Raw genomic sequence first — 19848 nt, 5'->3', positions numbered from 1 at the left:
TCCCTCTCTCATATCAAAAATTCGAAAAACCCGATTCTGTCGGGTTTTTCGAGTTATAATAAAACAAAAAATGACATTGTGCTGTGGCAGGAGGAGCAGGTGAAATGCGGATGCGGGCAAGATTAAATCATTTGCTGCAGCGGGTAAGGTTCCGGATGGAGCAAATGTCATTGCAGCTGCGGCTGTTCTCCGCCTACCTGCTCATTTTGTTCATTCCGGGCATTATCGTATCGGTCTACATGTTTAATCAGCTGGCAGACAACGACTTGCAGGATGAGGAAATAAAGCTTAGAGGCGCACTAAATATCGAGACGATCAATGTACAAAACAACGTCGAAACGATGGAGCGCGCAGCGCAGCTGTCCATCTCCGACAAAGATGTGCTCTATTACCTCCAGCGCACGGGAGAGGCGAATACGAGCGAGCTTATCGATCTGAAGGATAATGCGATCTCGAACATTATCCGGCTGCAGTTCAACAACCCGAATTTGGCGCATATTCGGATTTATACCGATAATCAAAACGTGACGGAGCTGTGGCCGGTCATTTTGAAGGAAAATCGGATATGGAAGGAAAAATGGTACGAGCAGGTCAACCAGCTCAACGGCAAGGAACTCTGGGCGTTCGAACGCATCGATAAGGAGCCGCTTCAATCGACGGAATCGACAGGCGTCGAAAGCGTACCGAAAATTGCACTGCTTCGCGAAATTGAGTACCCGGCCGGCAAGCATGTAGGCATAATGGAGATTGATATGCTGCTGGAAAACTTTTTTCCGAATGTTTACAATAGCCAAGATCCCGGGCAATCACGCATGGTTGTGCTAGATAATGAAGGCCGATTGTTCTATGAGAAAAATGCCTTCCCACAGCAGTTCTCGGTCGGAAAGCTGCAATCTCAGCTTGCCGAGCGGCTGCCGGCTGGCGGTCTGATGCCGGAGTTGGATGCTAAGGGGGCGGAAGCTTTCAGCTTCCAATTTACACTGGACGGCCGCGACTATCTGGCTGCCTATGAATATGTAGAGAAAATTGATGCGTATCTCGTCAATTTGTCACCGCTTGAGGCGATTTTTAAGGATGTTAAGCATACGCGGAACCAAATTATCGCGGCTTTTATTATTTTGTTCGCAGCCGTATCGGTGGCGACTTATTTTTTGAATGGCATTATTTTGAAAAAGCTTCATCAATTAACGGAATCGATGAAACGCGTGCGGCAAGGCGACTTCCACATTGACCTGACGATCAGAGGGGGCGGGGAGGTTGGCGAGCTGGCGCATCACTTCCGCAAAATGGTTAAAAAAATCAATGAGCTCATAGCTGATGCGGTGATGAAGCAGGCGGCTACGCAAGAAGCGGAGCTTCGCACGCTTAAAAATCAGATTGATTCTCATTTTTTATACAATACGCTTGAAAATATAAAGATGATGGCTGAGATCGAGGATCAACGGGATATTTCGGATGCGCTCACGTCGTTAGGCGGCCTCATGCGATACAGCCTGCGATGGACGAGCGATTATGTGAGCCTGCGGGAAGAGATTAATCATATTCACAACTACATTGCGATTATGAATATTCGGTACGAGGAGCGCATGGCACTGACGACCGATATCGATGCCGTCTGGTTCAGCCATGAAGTGCTCAAGATGTCGCTGCAGCCGATTATTGAAAACGCGATCAAGCATGGCTCCCAATTTCCACGAGAGGTTACGCGCCAGCTCGTCATTGATATTACATTAGTGGAGCTTGACGATAAGCTTGAAATTGTTATTACGGATAATGGCATCGGCATGCATGCGGAGCGGCTGGAGAAGCTGAACTGGAAGCTGCGGGGGATGGACGGCATGAGCGCAATACCTAGCAATGATGCTGCGGAGGCAGGCAAGAGCGGGGGGAAGCAGCCGGTCGGGCCAATCGTAACGGCTGCGGGCAGCTTAGCCGCTGGCGTGGCGATGGGCGATACGGGAGGAATTGGCTTGCTGAACGTCCAGCAACGAATCTCACTCCATTATGGCAAAGGCTATGGATTACGGGTAGAAAGCGCAGAGGGTGCTTTCACGCGCGTCACGATGACAATTCCGCTCTCTCAGCGCAATTCGTAGCTTCTAAGAAGAGATCGAACATGCTGTTTACAAGATGGTAAAGTTGACATGGAGGCGAAGCGTGGATGCGAAAATTGTTAATTGTCGATGACGAGCGAAATATTCGTCTTGGTTTGAAGGCGATGCTGGAGCGGCAATTCCCGGACCGCTTTGAGCTATTGTTTGCTACGGACGGAACGGAGGCTTTAGAGGCGATTGAAGCAGCAGTGATTGATATTATGATTACGGACATCCGGATGCCCGGCATCGATGGTTTGGAGCTGATACGCAGGGCTGATAAGCTGGACAGCAAGCCCGAGACGATTATTTTGAGCGGATTCGATGACTTTCACTATGCGAAGGAAGCGATTCGATATGGCGTTAATGAATATTTGCTGAAGCCGATCGTGCGGGATGAGCTGTTTCAAGCGGTAGAGCGCGCGGAGCAAGGAAGAATGCGGAAGGAACAGATCGATGGTCAACTGCATGCCGTAGAGCGATTAAGTGCGGAGCTTCGCTCGGCCCAGCTGGGTTATCTCCTTATGTCTGGCGACTTGGAAGAGGAAGAGATCGATCGTCGATGCCGGGAGAACGGGCTGGCCGTCTTCGAGAATGGGTTTACGGTTGCTGTTTTTCGTGTGGCGGATGATGGGTTTACATGGAATGGGCTGGAACAGGCTTTATCGGAGCATGTCCATGAGGGGGGCGCTTGCGGCGTCGTAGATAAAGACGGACATTTCGCGCTCTTGCTGAAGCAGGAGGAACAGATCTCACGCATTATGCAGGAGTGGTCAGGCAAGCCTGGCGGAAAAGCGTTGTCGGTGGGCATTAGCGCACAAGCAACGCGATTGGGCCAACTGCCGTCTGCCTATGCGGAAGCGAAGCATGCCCTCAAGCATCGGCTGCTTCAAGCTCAGCCGGGGGTTATCAAATATGAGGAGGCCAAGCGGCTGGAGCATACGTTCGAGGCTCCTACGGAGACTGTGCGCAAGCTAGCAAATATGCTGGGAACGGGCCGGGAAGCGGAAATGAAGCAGCTGCTCGAGGAGCTGTTCGACCGCAAGCGGGTCTCGCGGTTCGATATTGGATACATCGAGAACGTAAGCCGATTGCTGAATGAACGGGTGTTTGACGAGGCTTTCCGTCAGTACGGCGAAGAATCGGTCGAAATCATTCGCATGTATCGGCGCGCGGGCGATCCGTTCCGATTCGAGACGGTAGCGGATTATGCGCGGGCGGTTGATGCTTTCGTCTTTAAGCTGGACGATTATATCCGCAATGTGAAATCGGCTCATTTGGCGCATAAGGAGATGCGTAAGGCTGTCGAGTATATGGATGCCAATTATGCAGCTGATTTGAACATGGCGATGGTATCGAACTATGTCTCGCTGAACTATTCGTATTTTAGCGAAACGTTCAAGGCATATACAGGCGAAAGCTTCGTTGTTTATTTGAAAAAGCTGCGGATCGCCAAAGCGAAAGAGCTGCTGCAAGCGACAGGCGCCAAAGTTTATGAGATCGGCGAACAGGTAGGCTTCGAGAATGTGAAGCAATTCAATCGCGTATTTCGCGAGCTCGAAGGCATTAGCGCGACGGAATATCGGCGCAAGTTCGGGCTGGAGGATTAGGGCCAGGCGGGCCAAATGCGTGAATAGGGCAGGGAAATCTGCCCTATTCGCAGCGAAGCTGGTCAAGCGACCGAATAGGGTAGAAAAACCTGCCCTATTCGCAGCGAAGCTTGCCAAGCGGCCGAATAGAGTAGAAAAATCTACCCTATCCGCCGCGAAGCTGGCTAAGCGATCGAATAGGGCAGGGAAATCTGCCCTATTCGCAGCAAAGCTGGTCAAGCGACCGAATAGGGTAGAAAAACCTACCCAATCCGCCTACATCAGCTTCGCAACGTTAAAATTGGCTGCGAGCAGTTCCCAGTTTTAGCGGAACGGGGTGCCGAGCGCCCAGTAGCTTGCTCCGCGGAGCTGAAGCGCCTTAACGAGATTAAACTTGGTGTGGACGCTCCGGGCATCCTCGAACCATACCTCATGCTGAACGCTTTTATCGTCGTAATAGCGGCATTAAGGCGATTGGCTCGGACCGTCGAATTTGATTTCAGCGCCGTAACGCGCAGCTCTGCGGACGGCCTCCGGGTCCCCCCCTTGTCTACATGATCCATCACCTCTTCAGAAGGCGACGCCCGGAATAGATTTTGCTACTGCTGCTCTATTCCGGGACGGCCTATTCTATAAGGCTTTTCTTATTCCTCATCCTCATCCAGCAAAACAATATCGAGTATCGTCGTTTGGCCGTTCACGATTATTGGCGTTCGCAAAGCCGTCTGCTTTCCTGGGAAGGAGAAGGAGGCGTTAGGCGTTCCTGCGGCAATGTTGGTCAGCGCATATTGGCCAGCCGGGTTGCTTATGATTTGACGAATCAATAGATTGTCTGGCGTTACGATTTCCGCTAGCGCCATGTTGAGCGGCCGGCCGCTTGCATCGCGGATCGATCCGCGCAGCGTGCCAAACTCTACATGCAACGCAAGGTCGACTCGCGTGCTGCCAATTGCATTGGTACTGACCCCTTTGGCTGCTGAGCCGAATAAAGGCGCGCTTGCTGTGACCGTGTAATTGCCTGGCGGAACAGGATCGGTTGCGTAATTCCCATTTAAATCGGTTACGGCTGTTTGCACAACGATATTGGTGCTGGAATCGAGTACTTGCAAAATCGCGCCGGGAATAGGAGCGTCGTTCGCATTATCGCTGGTTCTGCCGACAATCGGCGCTGCAGGCCCTGCAATATTCAGATTGGCCGTTTGCGATTGTCCCGGCTTATTCGGAATAAATGTCGTAGTCGCGCCAACTCCCGGAACGGTAACGACAATCGTTTGATCGCCGATAGGCGTGCTTGGCACGACATAATCCCCATTTTTGTCGGTTACGCCGCCGCCCCCAACCACGCCGTTGCCATCTACAATGACGACGGAGCCGCCTGGCAGCGGCTGAGCGCCAGGGCCGCCTGTTACTTTGCCACCGACCTCGGTCTGTGCCTGCTGGAGGGCGAACGTTACGGCGGTCGTCTCGTTGCGGAGCGCGAGCGCGGATGTTTGCTGGGTCACGAATCCCCTTAACGAAGCCGTAACGGCGTAATTGGATGCTGCAACTTCGCCCAGGTCAAACCGTCCGGAACTGTCCGTTAAGACGGTAGCAAGCGCAGGTCCGAAATTGTTGAATTGCAGCAACTGAATCGTAACGCTAGCTAGCGGAGCGCCGGAAGCGGCATTCGTCACGGTGCCGATCAATCGGCCCGGGAGCGGCTGGAGGGCGAAGCTGTACCGTTTTGTCTCGCCTGCTGCAACCGTAAATCCGCCATATTCAGCAGCGTAGCCGCCCGCATTGGCAATCGCTTTGTAGCTGCCCGGCGCAAGCGACGGGAACGAATATTCTCCGCCATTATTGCTTAGAATGGTGCCGATGACCGCGCCTGTTGAGGCGTTGAGAATTTGGATCTCTGCGCCGGAAATATTTGTGCCGGTAACAAGATCGCTCACAAAGCCCACTATGGCTCCTGGCGTAGGCGTCAGCAACAGATCCGTAGTGGCGGTTTGGCCCGAACGCGTTACAACAGCGGAAACCGCTGTTCCAAATCCAGATGCGAGCGCGGTTATGATAAAGTTGCCTGCCGGTACGCCCGTTATGAGAAAAGCGCCGTTATTATCGGTAAATGTTGATTCTACAGGCAGGCCATCGACATCCGCCAGGTTGACCAATACGCCGCTAATTGGAGAGCCGGTCGTTACATTGCGTACGGTACCGCTTACCGATGCAGCCTGAGGCGTCAACGTGACCGTAATCGGCGTTGAAAGGCCGGCTCGGACAGTAACGCCGATCGTCTCTGTCTCGAATCCAGGCGCGGCTGCAGTCAAAATATATTCGTTCGGAAGCACGCCGGTGATGCGGAACGTGCCGTCAGCGCTAACGAAAGAGGTCTCGATAAGCGTGCCGTCCTTGGTGAACAGCTTGATTTTGACATCATTATTGCTGATCGCTTGGCCTGCAGAGTTAACCACTATGCCGTCAATAATGCCAAATAGCGGATTAAGCGATAGGTTGGCAATGGTTGAGCTGTTGCTGATGACGAATGCTCCCGCTGTGCCGGTCGCATAATCATTTGCTTTTGCGATGACCGTGTAGGAGCCCGGCTGTAACCCGTTAACCTGATAGTTGCCGAATGGCGTTGAGGTGCCGTTGGCTATCGCCAGCCCCGACGATACGTCAGCGCGTATCTCGATATTGGCGCCTGAAATCGTCTGTCCGGTTACGCTGTCCGTAATTTGGCCGTTAATCATGCCTGGATCAGGCGTAAGAATGAAGCTGAAGTTTGTGATCGATTGGCCAGGCCCGATCGTCGTGCCCTTCACTTTATTGCTAAAATCCGGTGCGGAGGCAATTACCGTTTTCGGGCCTATTGGAATGCCTTCGACGACGTAGCTGCCATCGCCTTGGGTAGGGCTGATTCCGCGTATCGACTCATTGCTGTTCAGTATTTTGACGACAGCCGTTGGTATCGGATTGCCTGACGGATCAAGGACGAAGCCAGATATCGTTCCAGGGTTTGGAGCCAGGTTAATCGTGACGTGTGTCGTCGTATCAGCGATAACCGACGCGCCAGCGATTTGAGAGGTAAAGCCCTGTGCGGTAGCGGTCAGGTAGTAGGAGCCGACAGCCTCGCCGAGGAAGCCGAAGGTGCCGTCGGGATTAGAGATTGCTGACGAGATCAAAATGTTATTGCTATTGAACAGCTGGATATTCGCTCCGCCGATTGCAGGAGAAACTTCGCCGAGAATGATGCCAGGATTCGGCGATAATGCGATTGGAAGCGGCGTTATCGCGTTAGAGCTGACGATTGCGCCCATTGTACCGCTCTGATAATGCAGCGCACGAACGGCTACCGTGTAGCTGCCCGGCGGCAAGCCTTCGAACAGAAACTCGCTCTTGTCGTCCGCGATTAAGGTAGCGACCAGGAAGTTGTTGCTGTCCGTTACGCTGGCAAGGACACCGAAGATCGGCTGGCCGGTAACGGCGTCGGTTACCTGTCCGCTGATGCTTCCCGGTTCTGGCAATAGAATGAGCGAGATCGTCGATACGCTATCGGATTTTACGGCAACCGTTGCAGACGCAGTCTGGAAATCAGCAGCGGAAGCGAGAACCGTATAGATGCCCGGGGCAAGCGAACTCGTTTCAAAATGGCCATTGCTATCGGAGAAGATAGTCGAAATCGTAACGCCGCTGCCTGTTGAGTTTTTGATCAGCACGCTGGCGCCTGCGACTGGATTGCCAAACTGATCGACAACGGTTCCGCTGAGCGTTCCCGGGTCTGGCAGGAGCGAGAAGTCGGCGACGCCGCGCCCTCCTGAAGAGACCGTCACGCTCTGGAAGGCGCTTTGGTAAGGGACGGCGGCCACAGTGATCAGATAGGGAGCGGGGAACAGGTTTTCAATCAGGTAGCTGCCGTCGGTTTGGCTGACATAGCGCGTTACGATCAGCCCGCCGCCAACGACGTTCAAGCTGAGCGTTATAACGGCGCCGGCAATGGGATTGCCGTCATTATCTTTGATGACGCCTGAGATCGAACCGGGATTCGGCGTCAAGACAAAATCCTCATTTGTTATTTGTCCGGGGTTAACCGTCCCGCTAAAGGATAGCCCGCCGAACCCTTCTGCCCGTACAGAAACGTAATAGACGCCCGGCGTCAGGTTGCCGATCGTATAGGAGCCGTCTTCAAGCGTGGCAACCCTGCCTACAATGATGTTATTGGAGAAAATTCGCACGATGGCATCGGCGATCGGGGCGCCGGATATGTCCTTGACCGTACCGCTGATGCCGCCTGCCAGTTGATTGAGCGGGACATTCAACGCAGTCGTCGCGCCTGCATTGATCAATGCGCCGATCGTACGTCCGGCATAGCCTTGGTCGGCGATAACAATGGAGTAGGAGCCGGGAGCAAGCGATGAGATGGTATAGCTGCCAGCGGCATCCGTCATGGCGGTTTGCAGCGTGATGCCTTCGGAAGTAAAGACGCGAATGCTCGCTCCCGCTAGACCGGCTCCTGTAACGCTATCGGTAATCGTACCGGTGAGCGCGCCTGCAACCGGCGATAACGATGCGTTCACAACAGAGGTTTGGCCTGCTTTGATAGCAAAGCCGATCACATCCGTAACGAACGTGTCGGCAGATATTCGCAGCCGATCATTCGTTGCAGGCGCTAAAGACGCAATGGTATAGGCGCCGAGCGCGTTCGTGATTGCGGTGTCGAGAATGCTGTTTCGGTTGTCGAGCACTTCAACCAGCGCCCCTGCGATCGGCGCTAGTGTCTGTGCGTTCGTAATTGTACCCGTGACAATGCCGGGATTCGGCCTAAGCTCCGCATTCACTGTACGAGTCTCGCCTGCCAGCAGTGTTAAGGGAGAATCGGTTGTTTGGAAGCTGTCCGCAGCAAAGCTGATGCGATAATAGCTAGGCACGATATTCGGCAGCGTGTAAGCGCCGTTGGCGTCTGTTACGGTTTGGGCGGTGCGAACGCCAATCCAGTTCGTTAACGTAACGGTGGTTCCGGCGATGCCTAGTCCGCTGCCGATTGCTCTCACGGTGCCATTAATGACAGCCGGAACAGGAGTCAGCGTCAAATTAACGGTAGCAATGCTCCCGGCAGCGATAGTAACAGGCGCATTGGCAGACTGATAAGAGGGGAAACTAAAGGTTAGATTGTAGTTGCCGGGAGGCAGGTTAGGGAAGCTGTAAACGCCTGCCGAATCCGTGACGGTCTGGCCTGCCGACGTATTGCCCGGCAAAGCATTGATTTGGACGGTAGCTCCGACCAGCGGCAAGCCGGTAACTTTGTCGATGATCGTGCCGGTTACGCCGCCGAGCGTCGTGACGGTGACGGACGAGGAACTCGCCGGCGCAGCAATCGCGCCGCCCGTGAAGCTGTCAACGCCAGTGGCTGTTTTCGTATCGACCGTACGAGAGCCCGATGTGTTAAATTGCGCAACGGCTTCATAGGTGAGCGTGGCGCTTCCGCCTGCCGCGAGATTGCCAACATTCCAGGTAAGTGTCTTCGTTGTGCTGTTAAAGGCGGTCGTTCCAAGCGATCTCTGCGAGACGGTGAACGAAATGAGCTTGTCGAATAGAAACGGAGCTTGAACGAACAAGGTGGACGCCGCGCTTCTGCCGGTATTCGTTGCCGTGATCGAGCCTCTGAATGTCGTTTGCTGCGCAGCGATAACTGTGGTTGGCGATACGGTTTGAGAGAGCGCGAGCTGGGCTCTGACGTCCCCGCCGTTAATCGTTACCGGATCACAGAAGAGGGTGCTGAGCGTCGTTCCGCTTCCAATGAAATCCTTGTTGAAATTGTTGGCGTTCGTGGCTGTGAAGAATAAGAATCGAAGGCTGGATTGGCCGTTAATGCCGAGCAAGGGGAAGAGGATGGCTGATGGAATAAAGAAGTCAATGAAATAGTTCGTTGCGCTGCCAAGCGCCGATCCGTCGTCTGTCGGTTGAGCTCGAGCTATGTCGAAATTACAGATCGTTTCTTCGTAATTCGGGGTGCCTTTGCCGTCCGTGCCCTCTGCCTGATCAGTGAAGACGTTCGGAATTTTCACGGTATTGGCGATAAGCTGCACTTTGTTCTCCAACCCGTTAACGAGCAGCTCCCATTCGTAGGTGGCAGGGTTATTGTCGGTATCGAACAGGACGCCCCAAGCGAAGTTGCGGAAATCGCTTTTGAACCGGGGATCGGTATTCAACCGCATGCGAAAATAGACGTTGGTCCCGTCATAGGCATAATAAGCAGCTGGGTATTGCGCGTCGCCTACAATGTCGGTCTCATCTGGCGATACGTCACGTACGGGGTCGATGACAGTGACGTTGTTTTGCTTGAGCGGGACGTATTGCTCGTTGCTCGGAAAAGGCATGGACAACCTCCATAGTTGGAATAGGAAACGGAATGTTGCGTGTCATTTCGCCGCTGTAGGCGTTATTTCTTACTATATGAACGAAGTTGGAATACGCGGCCTGTCTATCTGTGAAAATGTTGAAAATCGAAAACGGATGATTGCTGCAGCGAATCATTTAAATCAATGCAAAAGGCGAACTATTTCATGATAAAACTTATTGAATGTTCGTGTTTCTCCGTTGACAACCTTAGGCTGGATTGTTACACTAGAAAGGGCTCGCGAAATGTCGATTTCGCGCAGCATTTTGACTCGTATATACTCGGGAATAAGGCTCGAGCGTATCTACCCGGGAACCTTAAATTACCGGACTACGAGCGGATGACGAAGAGATCATCAGGCTGCTTCTTATGGAGGCGGCTTTCGACTGTCGACGGAGCGATGTTGTCCTCCGTTGGCCGACAGGGCATATGCGCTGTTCTCGGTAATTGCATCCGTGCTCGTGTCCCGAAGCCTTCCTAATAATGGAGTCGCGCTTTTGGGATTTTTTTTTGCGTTTAGGACGATATTTTCATATAAAAGGTGGTTGGAATCATGTCGGCAGTAGTAGGCGTCATTATGGGCAGCAAGTCGGACTGGGATACGATGAAATTGGCTTGCGATGTTCTGGAAGAGCTCAACATTCCGTATGAGAAGAAAGTGGTCTCTGCGCATCGCACGCCGGACTTGATGTTCGAATATGCGGAAAGCGCGGTGGAACGCGGGCTGAAGGTCATTATTGCAGGCGCGGGCGGCGCTGCTCATTTGCCGGGTATGGTCGCTGCCAAGACGATTCTTCCTGTCATCGGTGTGCCCGTCAAGTCGTCGAACTTGAACGGGCTTGATTCGCTTCTCTCGATTGTTCAGATGCCAGGCGGCATTCCTGTCGCTACGGTTGCAATCGGCAATGCAGGCGGCACGAATGCTGGACTGCTGGCAGCTCAAATGCTCGGCGCATTCGATCCTGAGCTGCGCGTGCGCGTAGAGGCGCGTCGTGAACGTATTAAGCAAGAGGTACTGGCTAGCAGCGAGACGCTGTAAGCGCGAGTGCGGGCAGAGGAAGCAATAGGATTCAAGGGGGAGCGAGCGGAGTGAAACAACGGAATGGGAAGCCGCTGCTGGCAGGCAGCACGATAGGCATTCTTGGCGGCGGTCAGCTCGGCCGCATGATGGCGCTCTCCGGCAGCGCGATGGGCTATCGATTCGTGGCGTTGGACCCGACGGAGGATGCGCCCTGCGGGCAAGTAGCCGAGCAGATCGTTGCCGCTTATAACGATCGCGAGGCGGCAAGAGAGCTTGCTCAGCGCTCGGATGTCATTACTTACGAGTTTGAAAACGTCGATGCAGGCGTTGCTGCAATGCTGATGGAGGAGTCGTACGTGCCGCAAGGCAGCGAGCTGCTCTACACGACGCAGCACCGCTTGCGCGAGAAGCGCGCGATCGAGGCGTCGGGCGTACGCGTTGCGCCTTATCGGGAAATCGCCAGCGCGGATGAGCTTCGCGCAGGCGTCGAAGCGTTCGGCACGCCTTGCGTGCTGAAGACGGCGACAGGCGGTTATGACGGCAAGGGGCAATGGGTGATTCGCTCGGCAGCCGAGATCGACGAAGCATACGAGACGCTTGCAAAAGCGGGCACGGAGCTCGTGCTGGAACAATTCATTCGCTTCGATAAAGAGCTGTCGGTCATCGCCGCGCGCAGCACAACAGGCGAAGTGAAGACGTTCCCGGCGGCGGAAAACATCCACGTCGATAATATTTTGCATCTTTCGATCGTCCCGGCTCGTATACCGGATGGGGTACAGCGGGAGGCGGAGCATTTGGCCGCACGCATCGCTGAAGGGCTTGGCGTTGCAGGGCTGATTGCCGTAGAGCTGTTTTGGTCCGAGAAGGACGGGCTGTACGTGAATGAACTCGCGCCGCGGCCGCACAACAGCGGGCACTACACGATGGAAGCGTGCAGGACCTCGCAGTTCGAGCAGCATGTACGGGCGATTTGCGGCTTGCCGCTTGGCGATACGTCGCTGTTGACGCCGGTCGTCATGGTCAACGTGCTCGGTCAGCATGTTGAGCCGCTGCTGGAGCGCATGGCGCAGCCGGATGAAGCGGCGAAAGCGCATGGCGTTGCGCCGAAGGTGCATTTGTATGGCAAGCAGGACGCTGTACACAAACGGAAGATGGGGCATGTCAACGTTTTGGCCGAGAGTACGGACAAAGCGCTGCAGTATATAGAAGACACAAACATTTGGAAGGTGTGAAGGTACGATGTTGGAGCGTTACAGCAGACCTGAGATGAGAGCGATCTGGACGGAAGAGAATAAGTTCAAAGCATGGCTGGAGGTTGAGCTTTGCGCATGCGAAGCGTGGGTAGAGCTGGGTGTTATCCCTCGCGAGGACGTAGAAGCGCTGCGCGCAAACGCAAGCTTCGATATCGACCGTATTAACGAAATCGAATTGGAAACGCGCCATGACGTAATCGCGTTCACGCGCGCTGTATCCGAAACGGTCGGCCCGGAGCGCAAATGGGTGCATTACGGCCTGACGTCGACGGACGTCGTTGACACGGCTAACGGCTACCTGCTTCGCCAAGCGAACGAAATTCTTCGCGCTGACATCGAGCGTTTTATCGGCATCCTGCGCGAGAAAGCAGTTCAGTACAAAGATACGCCAATGATGGGCCGCACGCATGGCGTTCATGCCGAGCCGACGACATTTGGCTTGAAGATGGCGCTATGGTATGAGGAAATGAAACGGAATCTGGAGCGCTTCGACCATTCGGCTGACGGCGTTCAATACGGCAAAATTTCCGGCGCAGTAGGCACGTATGCCAACATCGATCCGTTCGTTGAAGAATTCGTATGCCGCAAGCTGGGCACGAAGCCGGCGCCAATCTCGACGCAGACGCTTCAACGCGACCGCCACGCAGAGTACATGGCGACGCTGGCGCTCGTAGCAACATCGCTGGATAAATTCGCAACGGAAATTCGTGCATTGCAAAAATCCGAGTTCCGCGAAGTGGAAGAGCCATTCGCGAAAGGCCAGAAGGGCTCGTCGGCAATGCCGCACAAGCGCAACCCGATCGGCTGCGAGAACATGTCCGGCCTGGCTCGCGTTATCCGCGGCCACATGCTTTCCGCTTACGAGAACGTGCCGCTCTGGCATGAGCGCGATATCAGCCACTCGTCGGTTGAGCGCATCATCCTGCCAGACGCAACGATGCTCCTGAACTACATGCTGAACCGTCTGGGCAACATCATCGCGAACCTAACGGTATTCCCGGAAAACATGAAGCGCAACATGATGTCGACATACGGCGTGCCGTTCTCCGGCCGCGTAATGACGAAACTGATCGACAAGGGCTTCAGCCGCGAGCAAGCGTACGATACGGTTCAACCGCGCGCAATGCAAGCGTGGGAAACACAACGTCAATTCCGCGATATCATCGCAGAAACCGAAGAAATTACGAGCGTTCTGTCGGCAGAAGAACTCGACGACGCATTCAACCCAACGTGGCACCTGAAGCACGTTGATACAATCTTCACGCGCTTGGGACTTAACTAATAGTTAAAGCGCGAAGCGCACGCACTTAAGCTCTTGCACTTAGCTCTACGCCGCGAAGCGCGCGCGTCCCACCAAGGGACGACTCGCAGCGCGAAACTGGCTCTTGCACTTAAGCTCCACGCCGCGAAGCGCGCGCGTCCCATCAAGGGACGACTCGCAGCGCGAAGCTGGCTCTTGCACTTAAGCTTTACCCGCGAAGCGCGCGCGTCCCACCAAGGGACGACTCGCAGCGCGAAGCTGGCTCTTGCACTTAAGCTCTACGCCGCGAAGCGCGCGCGTCCCACCAAGGGACGACTCGCAGCGCGAAGCCATCTAGACACGCACGACATAAAGCGTGTCCCGACAGGGACGACAAGCGGCTCACAGCACAACTGAACTCAAGCGCACCGAACGCAATCGAGCGGACGTGTAAACATATTTATTTACGCAACAAGGAAAGCGGGTCCCGCCAGGGACGAAAAGCGAGGACACGTTCCAACAGCATCAAAGCAGCGCCCTTCCGGAGTCCAGAGGATGGAATCCTCTGGGGCCCTCCCTTTCAGGGAGGGTTTGGGAGGGTAGCAGGGGAAAGGGGAAAAAACCATGCAAGCATTGTCAACGGCAGTTGACTACATCAAAGCGCCGCTTGTTTACAAAGGAAAAGTACGCGAGCTGTACGACCTTGGCGAGCACTTCCTGATCGTCGTAACGGACCGAATCAGCGCATTCGACTACGTGCTGGACCCGGCTGTTCCTGAGAAGGGCAACGTGCTTAATCGGTTATCGACCTATTGGTTCGAGCAGACGGAGTCGATTCAACCGAACCATGTCGTTCACACCGATGTGGCGAAACTGGGCGACATCATTACGGAGCCGGAATTGCTTCGCAACCGGATCATGGTGACGAAGAAGGCGGAGCGCATCGATATCGAATGCGTCGTGCGCGGCTACATTACTGGCGGCGGCTGGAGACAATACCAGCAGACGTCGGCGATCAACGGCATTCCATTGCCGGCAGGCCTTCGCAAAAACCAACGCTTCGAGCAGCCGATCTTCACGCCTGCTGCGAAGAACGATGTAGGCCACGATGAGGATATTCCATTTGAGAAAATGGAAGAGCTTGTAGGCGCGGAGCTTGCAGCCGAGTTGCGCGACCGCAGCGTGAAGCTGTATGAGTTCGCTCATGGCTATTGTGCAGAGCGCGGCATCGTGCTCGCCGACTGTAAGTTTGAATTCGGAATTATCGACGGCAAAGTCATTCTTATCGATGAAATTTTCACGCCGGACGCTTCCCGTTTCTGGGCAGTGGACAAGTTCGAGCTCGACACCGAGATCGACAGCATGGACAAAGAGCCGGTTCGTACGTATCTGCTCGGCTCCGATTGGGACAAAAACAGCAAGCCGGATCCGCTGCCGACAGCGGTCGTAGAGGAAACGACGCGTCGTTACCTGGACATTTACCGTCGCCTGACGGGTTCCGACTTGAGCTAAATAGATAGCAATACATTAGATTTGCGGATATCAGAATGACCTTATTATCCTTTAGGAGGAATCACGACAATGAAAGCAACGGTTTACGTGACGATCAAGGAAAACGTATTGGACCCGCAAGGAACGGCCGTTCAAGGCGCGCTTCACACAATGGGCTTCGCAGAAGTAGGCAGCGTACGCATCGGCAAATACCTCGAGCTTGAACTGGACACGAACGATAAAGCAGAAGCGGAAGTGCAATTGAAAGCAATGTGCGAGAAGCTGCTGGCAAACACAGTCGTTGAAGACTATCGTTTTGAACTGGAGGGCTAACACGTGAAATTTGCGGTAATCGTATTTCCAGGCTCCAACTGCGATATCGACTGCTACAAAGCGGTAGAAGATACGATTGGACAAAAGGTCGACTACGTATGGCACACAGCAACGGATCTGTCGGGCTATGACGCGATTCTCGTACCGGGCGGTTTCTCCTATGGCGACTACCTGCGCTGCGGCGCAATTGCACGCTTCGCACCGGTTATGAGCGAAGTTGTTAAAGCTGCTGAGCAAGGCAAATTCATTCTCGGCATCTGCAACGGGTTCCAAATCCTGACGGAAGCAGGCCTGCTGCCAGGCGCGCTGCTCCGCAACGAGAATCTCAAATTCCGCTGCCACAGCACGCTGCTTGAAGTCGTGAACAACAATACGGCATTCACAAACCAATATTCGCAAGGCGAGATCATCGACATTCCGATCGCGCACGGCGAAGGCAACTACTACTGCGATGATGCGACGCTGGCACAGCTGAAAGCGAACAACCAGATCGTATTCCGCTACAAAGCGGGCGCGAACCCGAACGGTTCGGTAGAAGACATCGCAGGCATTAGCAACGAGCGCGGCAACGTGGTCGGCATGATGCCGCATCCAGAGCGCGCGATTGATCAAATTCTTGGCTCGGAAGACGGCAAACGGATGTTTACGTCGATTTTGAACGCATGGAGGGAACAGCATGGCGCAGCAGTTAACGGCTAAGGAGCCAACAGCAGAGCAAATCGCGGACCAAAAGATCTATCAGCAATTCGGTGTCAGCGACTACGAGTACGAGCTGATCTGCGGATTCCTCGATCGTAAACCGAACTATACGGAGATTGGCGTATTCAGCGTTATGTGGTCGGAGCATTGCGCGTACAAAAACTCCAAGCCGATCCTGAAGAAATTCCCGATCACGGGACCGAAGGTGCTCATGGGTCCGGGCGAAGGCGCCGGCATCGTGGACATCGGCGACAACCAAGCGGTTGTTTTCAAAATCGAATCGCATAACCATCCATCCGCAGTCGAGCCTTACCAAGGCGCTGCAACGGGTGTAGGCGGCATTATCCGCGACATTTTCTCGATGGGCGCACGTCCGGTAGCGCTGCTGAACAGCCTCCGTTTCGGCCGTCTTGAGAATGACCGCGTTAAATATCTGTTCGAAAACGTCGTTAGCGGCATTGCCGGCTACGGCAACTGTATCGGCATCCCGACGGTAGCGGGCGAAGTGATGTTCGACGAGAGCTACGAGGGCAACCCGCTCGTTAACGCAATGTGCGTCGGCTTGATCGATCATGACAAGATCCAACGCGGCGTCGCGAAGGGTGTAGGCAACCCGGTATTCTACGTAGGTCCTGCAACGGGCCGCGACGGCATTCACGGTGCGACGTTCGCATCCGTGGAGCTGTCCGAAGAATCCGAAGAAAAGAAAACGGCCGTGCAAGTAGGCGACCCGTTCATGGAGAAGCTCGTTATGGAATCGACGCTGGAGCTCATCAACTCCGGTATCGTGGTCGGTATTCAGGACATGGGCGCAGCTGGCCTGACTTGCTCCAGCGCAGAGATGGCTTCCAAAGCAGGCAACGGCCTTGAGTTGTACCTCGACGAAGTGCCACAGCGGGAGAAAGACATGACGCCTTACGAAATGATGCTTTCCGAGTCGCAGGAACGGATGCTGTTCGTCGTTACGCCGGAGAACGAAGCGCAAGCGAAAGAAATTTTCGAGCGTTGGGGCGTTATCTGCACGAAAGTCGGCAAAGTAACGGACGACGGCCGCCTTCGCTTGTTCCACAAAGGCGAGCAAGTAGCGGACATGCCGGTTAAAGCGCTCGTTGACGAGTGCCCGGTATACGAGAAGCCATCGCAAGAGCCTGCTTACTACAGCGAGTTCGCAAAAATCGATACGGCTGCTTATCCGGAAGTAACGGATCTGACAGGCGCGCTGAAGCAAGTACTCGGTTCCCCGACGGTATCGAGCAAAGAGTGGGTTTACAACCAATACGACTACATGGTTCGCACGAGCACGGCTGTTCAGCCAGGTTCGGACGCGGCTGTCGTAACGATTCGCGGCACGCGCAAAGCGCTCGCGATGACGACGGACTGCAACGGCCGTTACGTATACCTCGATCCAGAAGTAGGCGGACGTATCGCAGTAGCGGAAGCAGCGCGCAACATTGTATGCTCCGGCGCTGAGCCGCTTGCTGTAACGGACAACCTGAACTTCGGCAGCCCGGAGAAGCCGGAAGTATTCTGGCAGATCGAGAAAGCGGCTGACGGCATGAGCGAAGCTTGCGTAACGCTCGAAACGCCGGTAATCGGCGGCAACGTTTCCTTGTACAACGAGAATTCAAAAGGCGCGATCTACCCAACGCCGGTAATCGGCATGGTTGGCCTCGTGCACGACATTGATCATATTACGACGCAATCGTTCAAATCCGAAGGCGACGTTATCGTTCTCCTCGGCGAGACGAAAGCGGAGCTGGGCGGCAGCGAGCTGCAGTACGTATTGCAAGGCAAGTCCGAAGGACGTCCGCCGCAAATCGACCTCGCAGTCGAGAAGCGTACGCAAAATGCTGTGCTCGCAGCAATTCGCGCAGGCCTCGTCGCTTCGGCGCATGACCTGTCCGAAGGCGGCATCGCAGTAGCTGTAGCGGAATCTTGCTTCGGTACGAAGATGGGCGCTGACGTAAACATCGCAACGGAGCTGCGTCCTGACCTCGCGCTGTTCAGCGAATCGCAATCGCGCATTCTGCTGTCGGCGAAGCCGGACAAAGCAGCTGAGCTGCAAGCTTTGCTCGCGGAGCAAGGCGTAACACATGCAGTTATTGGTACGGTTACGGGCGCTGGTTCGCTCAAGCTTGACGTGAACGGCAAACCAGGCGTTGCGGCGCCGGTTGCAGAATTGGAGAAGGTCTGGAAGGATGCGATCCCATGTCTCATGAAGTGAAGCAGCCTTTAACGCTGTGGACTGGAGACCATTACAACGAAGGCATTGGACGAGACGACATTTTTGACAAATTGCGCGAGGAGTGCGGCGTGTTCGGCGTGTTTGGTTGCGCGAACGCGTCCTCCCTTTCCTACTACGGCCTGCATGCGCTGCAGCACCGCGGCGAGGAAAGCTCGGGAATTTGCACGGTAGAGAGCGACAACCCGCGCAACTTCAACTATCACCGCGGAATGGGCCTTGTGAAGGAAGTTTTCACGCAGGACGTGCTGAGCACGCTGACGGGCGACCGTTCGATCGGCCACGTTCGTTATTCGACCTCGGGCGAGAGCCGCTTGGCAAACGCACAGCCGCTGATCTTCAAGTATCGCGACGGCGACCTTGCGATTGCAACGAACGGCAACATCGTGAATGCGCCTGAGATTCGTCAGGAGCTTGAGCGCAAAGGATCGATTTTCCAAACGTCGAGCGATACGGAAGTTATCGCCCACTTGATCGCGCGTTCGGAGAAAGATTTCGTCGAGGCAGCCCGCGATGCGCTCGCGCGCATCGTCGGCGGCTTCGCTTTCCTGATCATGACCAACGACAAGCTGATCGTCGCATCGGACACGAACGGGCTGCGCCCGCTCGCAATGGCGAAGCTTGGCGACGGTTATGTGTTCTCGTCGGAGACATGCGCATTCGAGGTCATCGGCGCGGAATTCGTGCGTGACATCATGCCGGGCGAGATGCTTATTCTCGATCGTGAAGGCATGCGCGAGGAACGGTTCGCAAACAGCGGACGCCCAGCGGTATGCGCGATGGAGTACATTTACTTCGCGCGTCCGGACAGCGACATTCATGGCGCTAATCTGCACATGACGCGCAAACGGATGGGACAGCGCCTCGCGCTCGAATCTTTCGTCGATGCGGACATTGTTACAGGCGTACCGGATTCCTCGATCTCTGCTGCGATCGGTTACGCCGAGCAGACGGGCATCCCTTATGAGCTTGGGCTGATCAAGAACAAGTACACGGGCCGGACGTTCATCCAGCCTTCGCAGGAGCTTCGCGAGAAGGGCGTTAAGATGAAGCTGTCGGCGGTTCGCAAAATCGTCGAAGGCAAGCGAGTCGTCATGATCGACGACTCGATCGTACGCGGTACGACGAGCTTGCGCATCGTAAACCTGCTCCGCGAAGCTGGCGCGACGGAAGTCCATGTACGCATTACTTCGCCGCCATTCGCGAATCCTTGTTATTATGGCATCGATACGCCAGACCGCAAGGAGCTGATAGCGTCGTCGAAGACGGTTGAAGAGATCCGCCGAGCGATTAATGCCGACTCGCTCTACTTCTTAAGCGACGAGGGATTGGTCGACACGGTTGGCATCGGCAGCAACATGGAAGACAGCGGACTTTGCATGGCGTGCTTCAACAACCATTATCCGACGCCAGTTAATGAAGAGTCGGATAAGAGCTGCAGCTGCTAGCACCGCGCAAGCTGGATTCATTATAAATCGCGCTCGCTATTACGCGAGCTTATGATTCAAGAA

The 19848-nt window shown here is 54.7% G+C and carries 11 protein-coding genes and 1 riboswitch; of the genes, 10 read left to right on the top strand and 1 reads right to left on the bottom strand.

Annotated elements, in window-relative coordinates; genetic code table 11:
- The first annotated feature begins 110 nt into the window (after positions 1-110).
- Together PAECUDRAFT_RS13520 and PAECUDRAFT_RS13515 are read left to right on the top strand one after the other, a co-directional pair.
- A complete protein-coding gene (locus tag PAECUDRAFT_RS13520) occupies positions 111-2096 on the top strand; it encodes a cache domain-containing sensor histidine kinase (RefSeq protein ID WP_199558756.1) in 1986 nt (661 codons plus the stop codon).
- A 65-nt stretch (positions 2097-2161) separates the two neighbouring features.
- Positions 2162-3703 carry a response regulator gene (locus tag PAECUDRAFT_RS13515; protein WP_006038657.1) on the top strand — a complete coding sequence of 514 codons (1542 nt, stop codon included), beginning with the start codon at positions 2162-2164 and terminating at the stop codon, positions 3701-3703.
- A gap of 623 nt (positions 3704-4326) precedes the next feature.
- On the opposite strand, the gene PAECUDRAFT_RS13505 is transcribed toward PAECUDRAFT_RS13515, so the two are convergent.
- Positions 4327-10038, bottom strand: coding sequence for a beta strand repeat-containing protein (locus PAECUDRAFT_RS13505; protein ID WP_006038655.1), 5712 nt, complete (start codon positions 10036-10038; stop codon positions 4327-4329).
- 271 nt (positions 10039-10309) lie between these two features.
- Positions 10310-10411: riboswitch (purine riboswitch) on the top strand.
- A gap of 200 nt (positions 10412-10611) precedes the next feature.
- Here PAECUDRAFT_RS13505 and purE point away from each other — a divergent pair.
- From purE to purF, 8 genes are all read left to right on the top strand, one after another.
- Positions 10612-11097: a 5-(carboxyamino)imidazole ribonucleotide mutase gene (purE, locus tag PAECUDRAFT_RS13500; protein WP_006038654.1), complete on the top strand. Its 486-nt coding sequence runs from the start codon at positions 10612-10614 to the stop codon at positions 11095-11097.
- A 50-nt stretch (positions 11098-11147) separates the two neighbouring features.
- Complete coding sequence (gene purK / locus PAECUDRAFT_RS13495; protein WP_006038653.1) at positions 11148-12311, top strand: 5-(carboxyamino)imidazole ribonucleotide synthase; 1164 nt, start codon at positions 11148-11150, stop codon at positions 12309-12311.
- A gap of 7 nt (positions 12312-12318) precedes the next feature.
- Entirely contained in the window at positions 12319-13614 is a 1296-nt protein-coding gene (gene purB, locus PAECUDRAFT_RS13490; protein WP_006038652.1) for an adenylosuccinate lyase, read from the top strand.
- A gap of 582 nt (positions 13615-14196) precedes the next feature.
- Positions 14197-15084 carry a phosphoribosylaminoimidazolesuccinocarboxamide synthase gene (locus PAECUDRAFT_RS13485; protein WP_006038651.1) on the top strand — a complete coding sequence of 296 codons (888 nt, stop codon included), beginning with the start codon at positions 14197-14199 and terminating at the stop codon, positions 15082-15084.
- 69 nt (positions 15085-15153) lie between these two features.
- Positions 15154-15396, top strand: a complete 243-nt coding sequence (purS, locus tag PAECUDRAFT_RS13480) for a phosphoribosylformylglycinamidine synthase subunit PurS (RefSeq protein WP_006038650.1) — start codon at positions 15154-15156, stop codon at positions 15394-15396.
- A 3-nt stretch (positions 15397-15399) separates the two neighbouring features.
- Positions 15400-16095, top strand: coding sequence for a phosphoribosylformylglycinamidine synthase subunit PurQ (gene purQ / locus PAECUDRAFT_RS13475; RefSeq protein ID WP_006038649.1), 696 nt, complete (start codon positions 15400-15402; stop codon positions 16093-16095).
- Complete coding sequence (purL, locus tag PAECUDRAFT_RS13470; RefSeq protein WP_006038648.1) at positions 16073-18319, top strand: phosphoribosylformylglycinamidine synthase subunit PurL; 2247 nt, start codon at positions 16073-16075, stop codon at positions 18317-18319. The genes purQ and purL overlap by 23 nt, the downstream gene beginning before the upstream one ends.
- Complete coding sequence (gene purF / locus PAECUDRAFT_RS13465; protein WP_006038647.1) at positions 18304-19785, top strand: amidophosphoribosyltransferase; 1482 nt, start codon at positions 18304-18306, stop codon at positions 19783-19785. Before purL ends, purF begins: the two co-directional genes overlap by 16 nt.
- The last annotated feature ends 63 nt before the right edge of the window (positions 19786-19848 follow it).

The sequence above is a fragment of the Paenibacillus curdlanolyticus YK9 genome, assembly GCF_000179615.1.
Taxonomy (GTDB): domain Bacteria; phylum Bacillota; class Bacilli; order Paenibacillales; family Paenibacillaceae; genus Paenibacillus_T; species Paenibacillus_T curdlanolyticus.
The sequence above is the reverse complement of the archived record's forward strand: the minus strand, read 5'-3'. Positions and strand labels throughout refer to the sequence as shown.

Bases quoted from the DNA above. Each gene is read 5' to 3' on its own strand.
- PAECUDRAFT_RS13520 (WP_199558756.1), top strand. From the start codon at position 111: ATGCGGGCAAGATTAAATCATTTGCTGCAGCGGGTAAGGTTCCGGATG.
- PAECUDRAFT_RS13515 (WP_006038657.1), top strand. From the start codon at position 2,162: ATGCGAAAATTGTTAATTGTCGATGACGAGCGAAATATTCGTCTTGGT.
- PAECUDRAFT_RS13505 (WP_006038655.1), bottom strand. From the start codon at position 10,038: ATGCCTTTTCCGAGCAACGAGCAATACGTCCCGCTCAAGCAAAACAAC.
- purE (WP_006038654.1), top strand. From the start codon at position 10,612: ATGTCGGCAGTAGTAGGCGTCATTATGGGCAGCAAGTCGGACTGGGAT.
- purB (WP_006038652.1), top strand. From the start codon at position 12,319: ATGTTGGAGCGTTACAGCAGACCTGAGATGAGAGCGATCTGGACGGAA.
- PAECUDRAFT_RS13485 (WP_006038651.1), top strand. From the start codon at position 14,197: ATGCAAGCATTGTCAACGGCAGTTGACTACATCAAAGCGCCGCTTGTT.
- purS (WP_006038650.1), top strand. From the start codon at position 15,154: ATGAAAGCAACGGTTTACGTGACGATCAAGGAAAACGTATTGGACCCG.
- purL (WP_006038648.1), top strand. From the start codon at position 16,073: ATGGCGCAGCAGTTAACGGCTAAGGAGCCAACAGCAGAGCAAATCGCG.
- purF (WP_006038647.1), top strand. From the start codon at position 18,304: ATGTCTCATGAAGTGAAGCAGCCTTTAACGCTGTGGACTGGAGACCAT.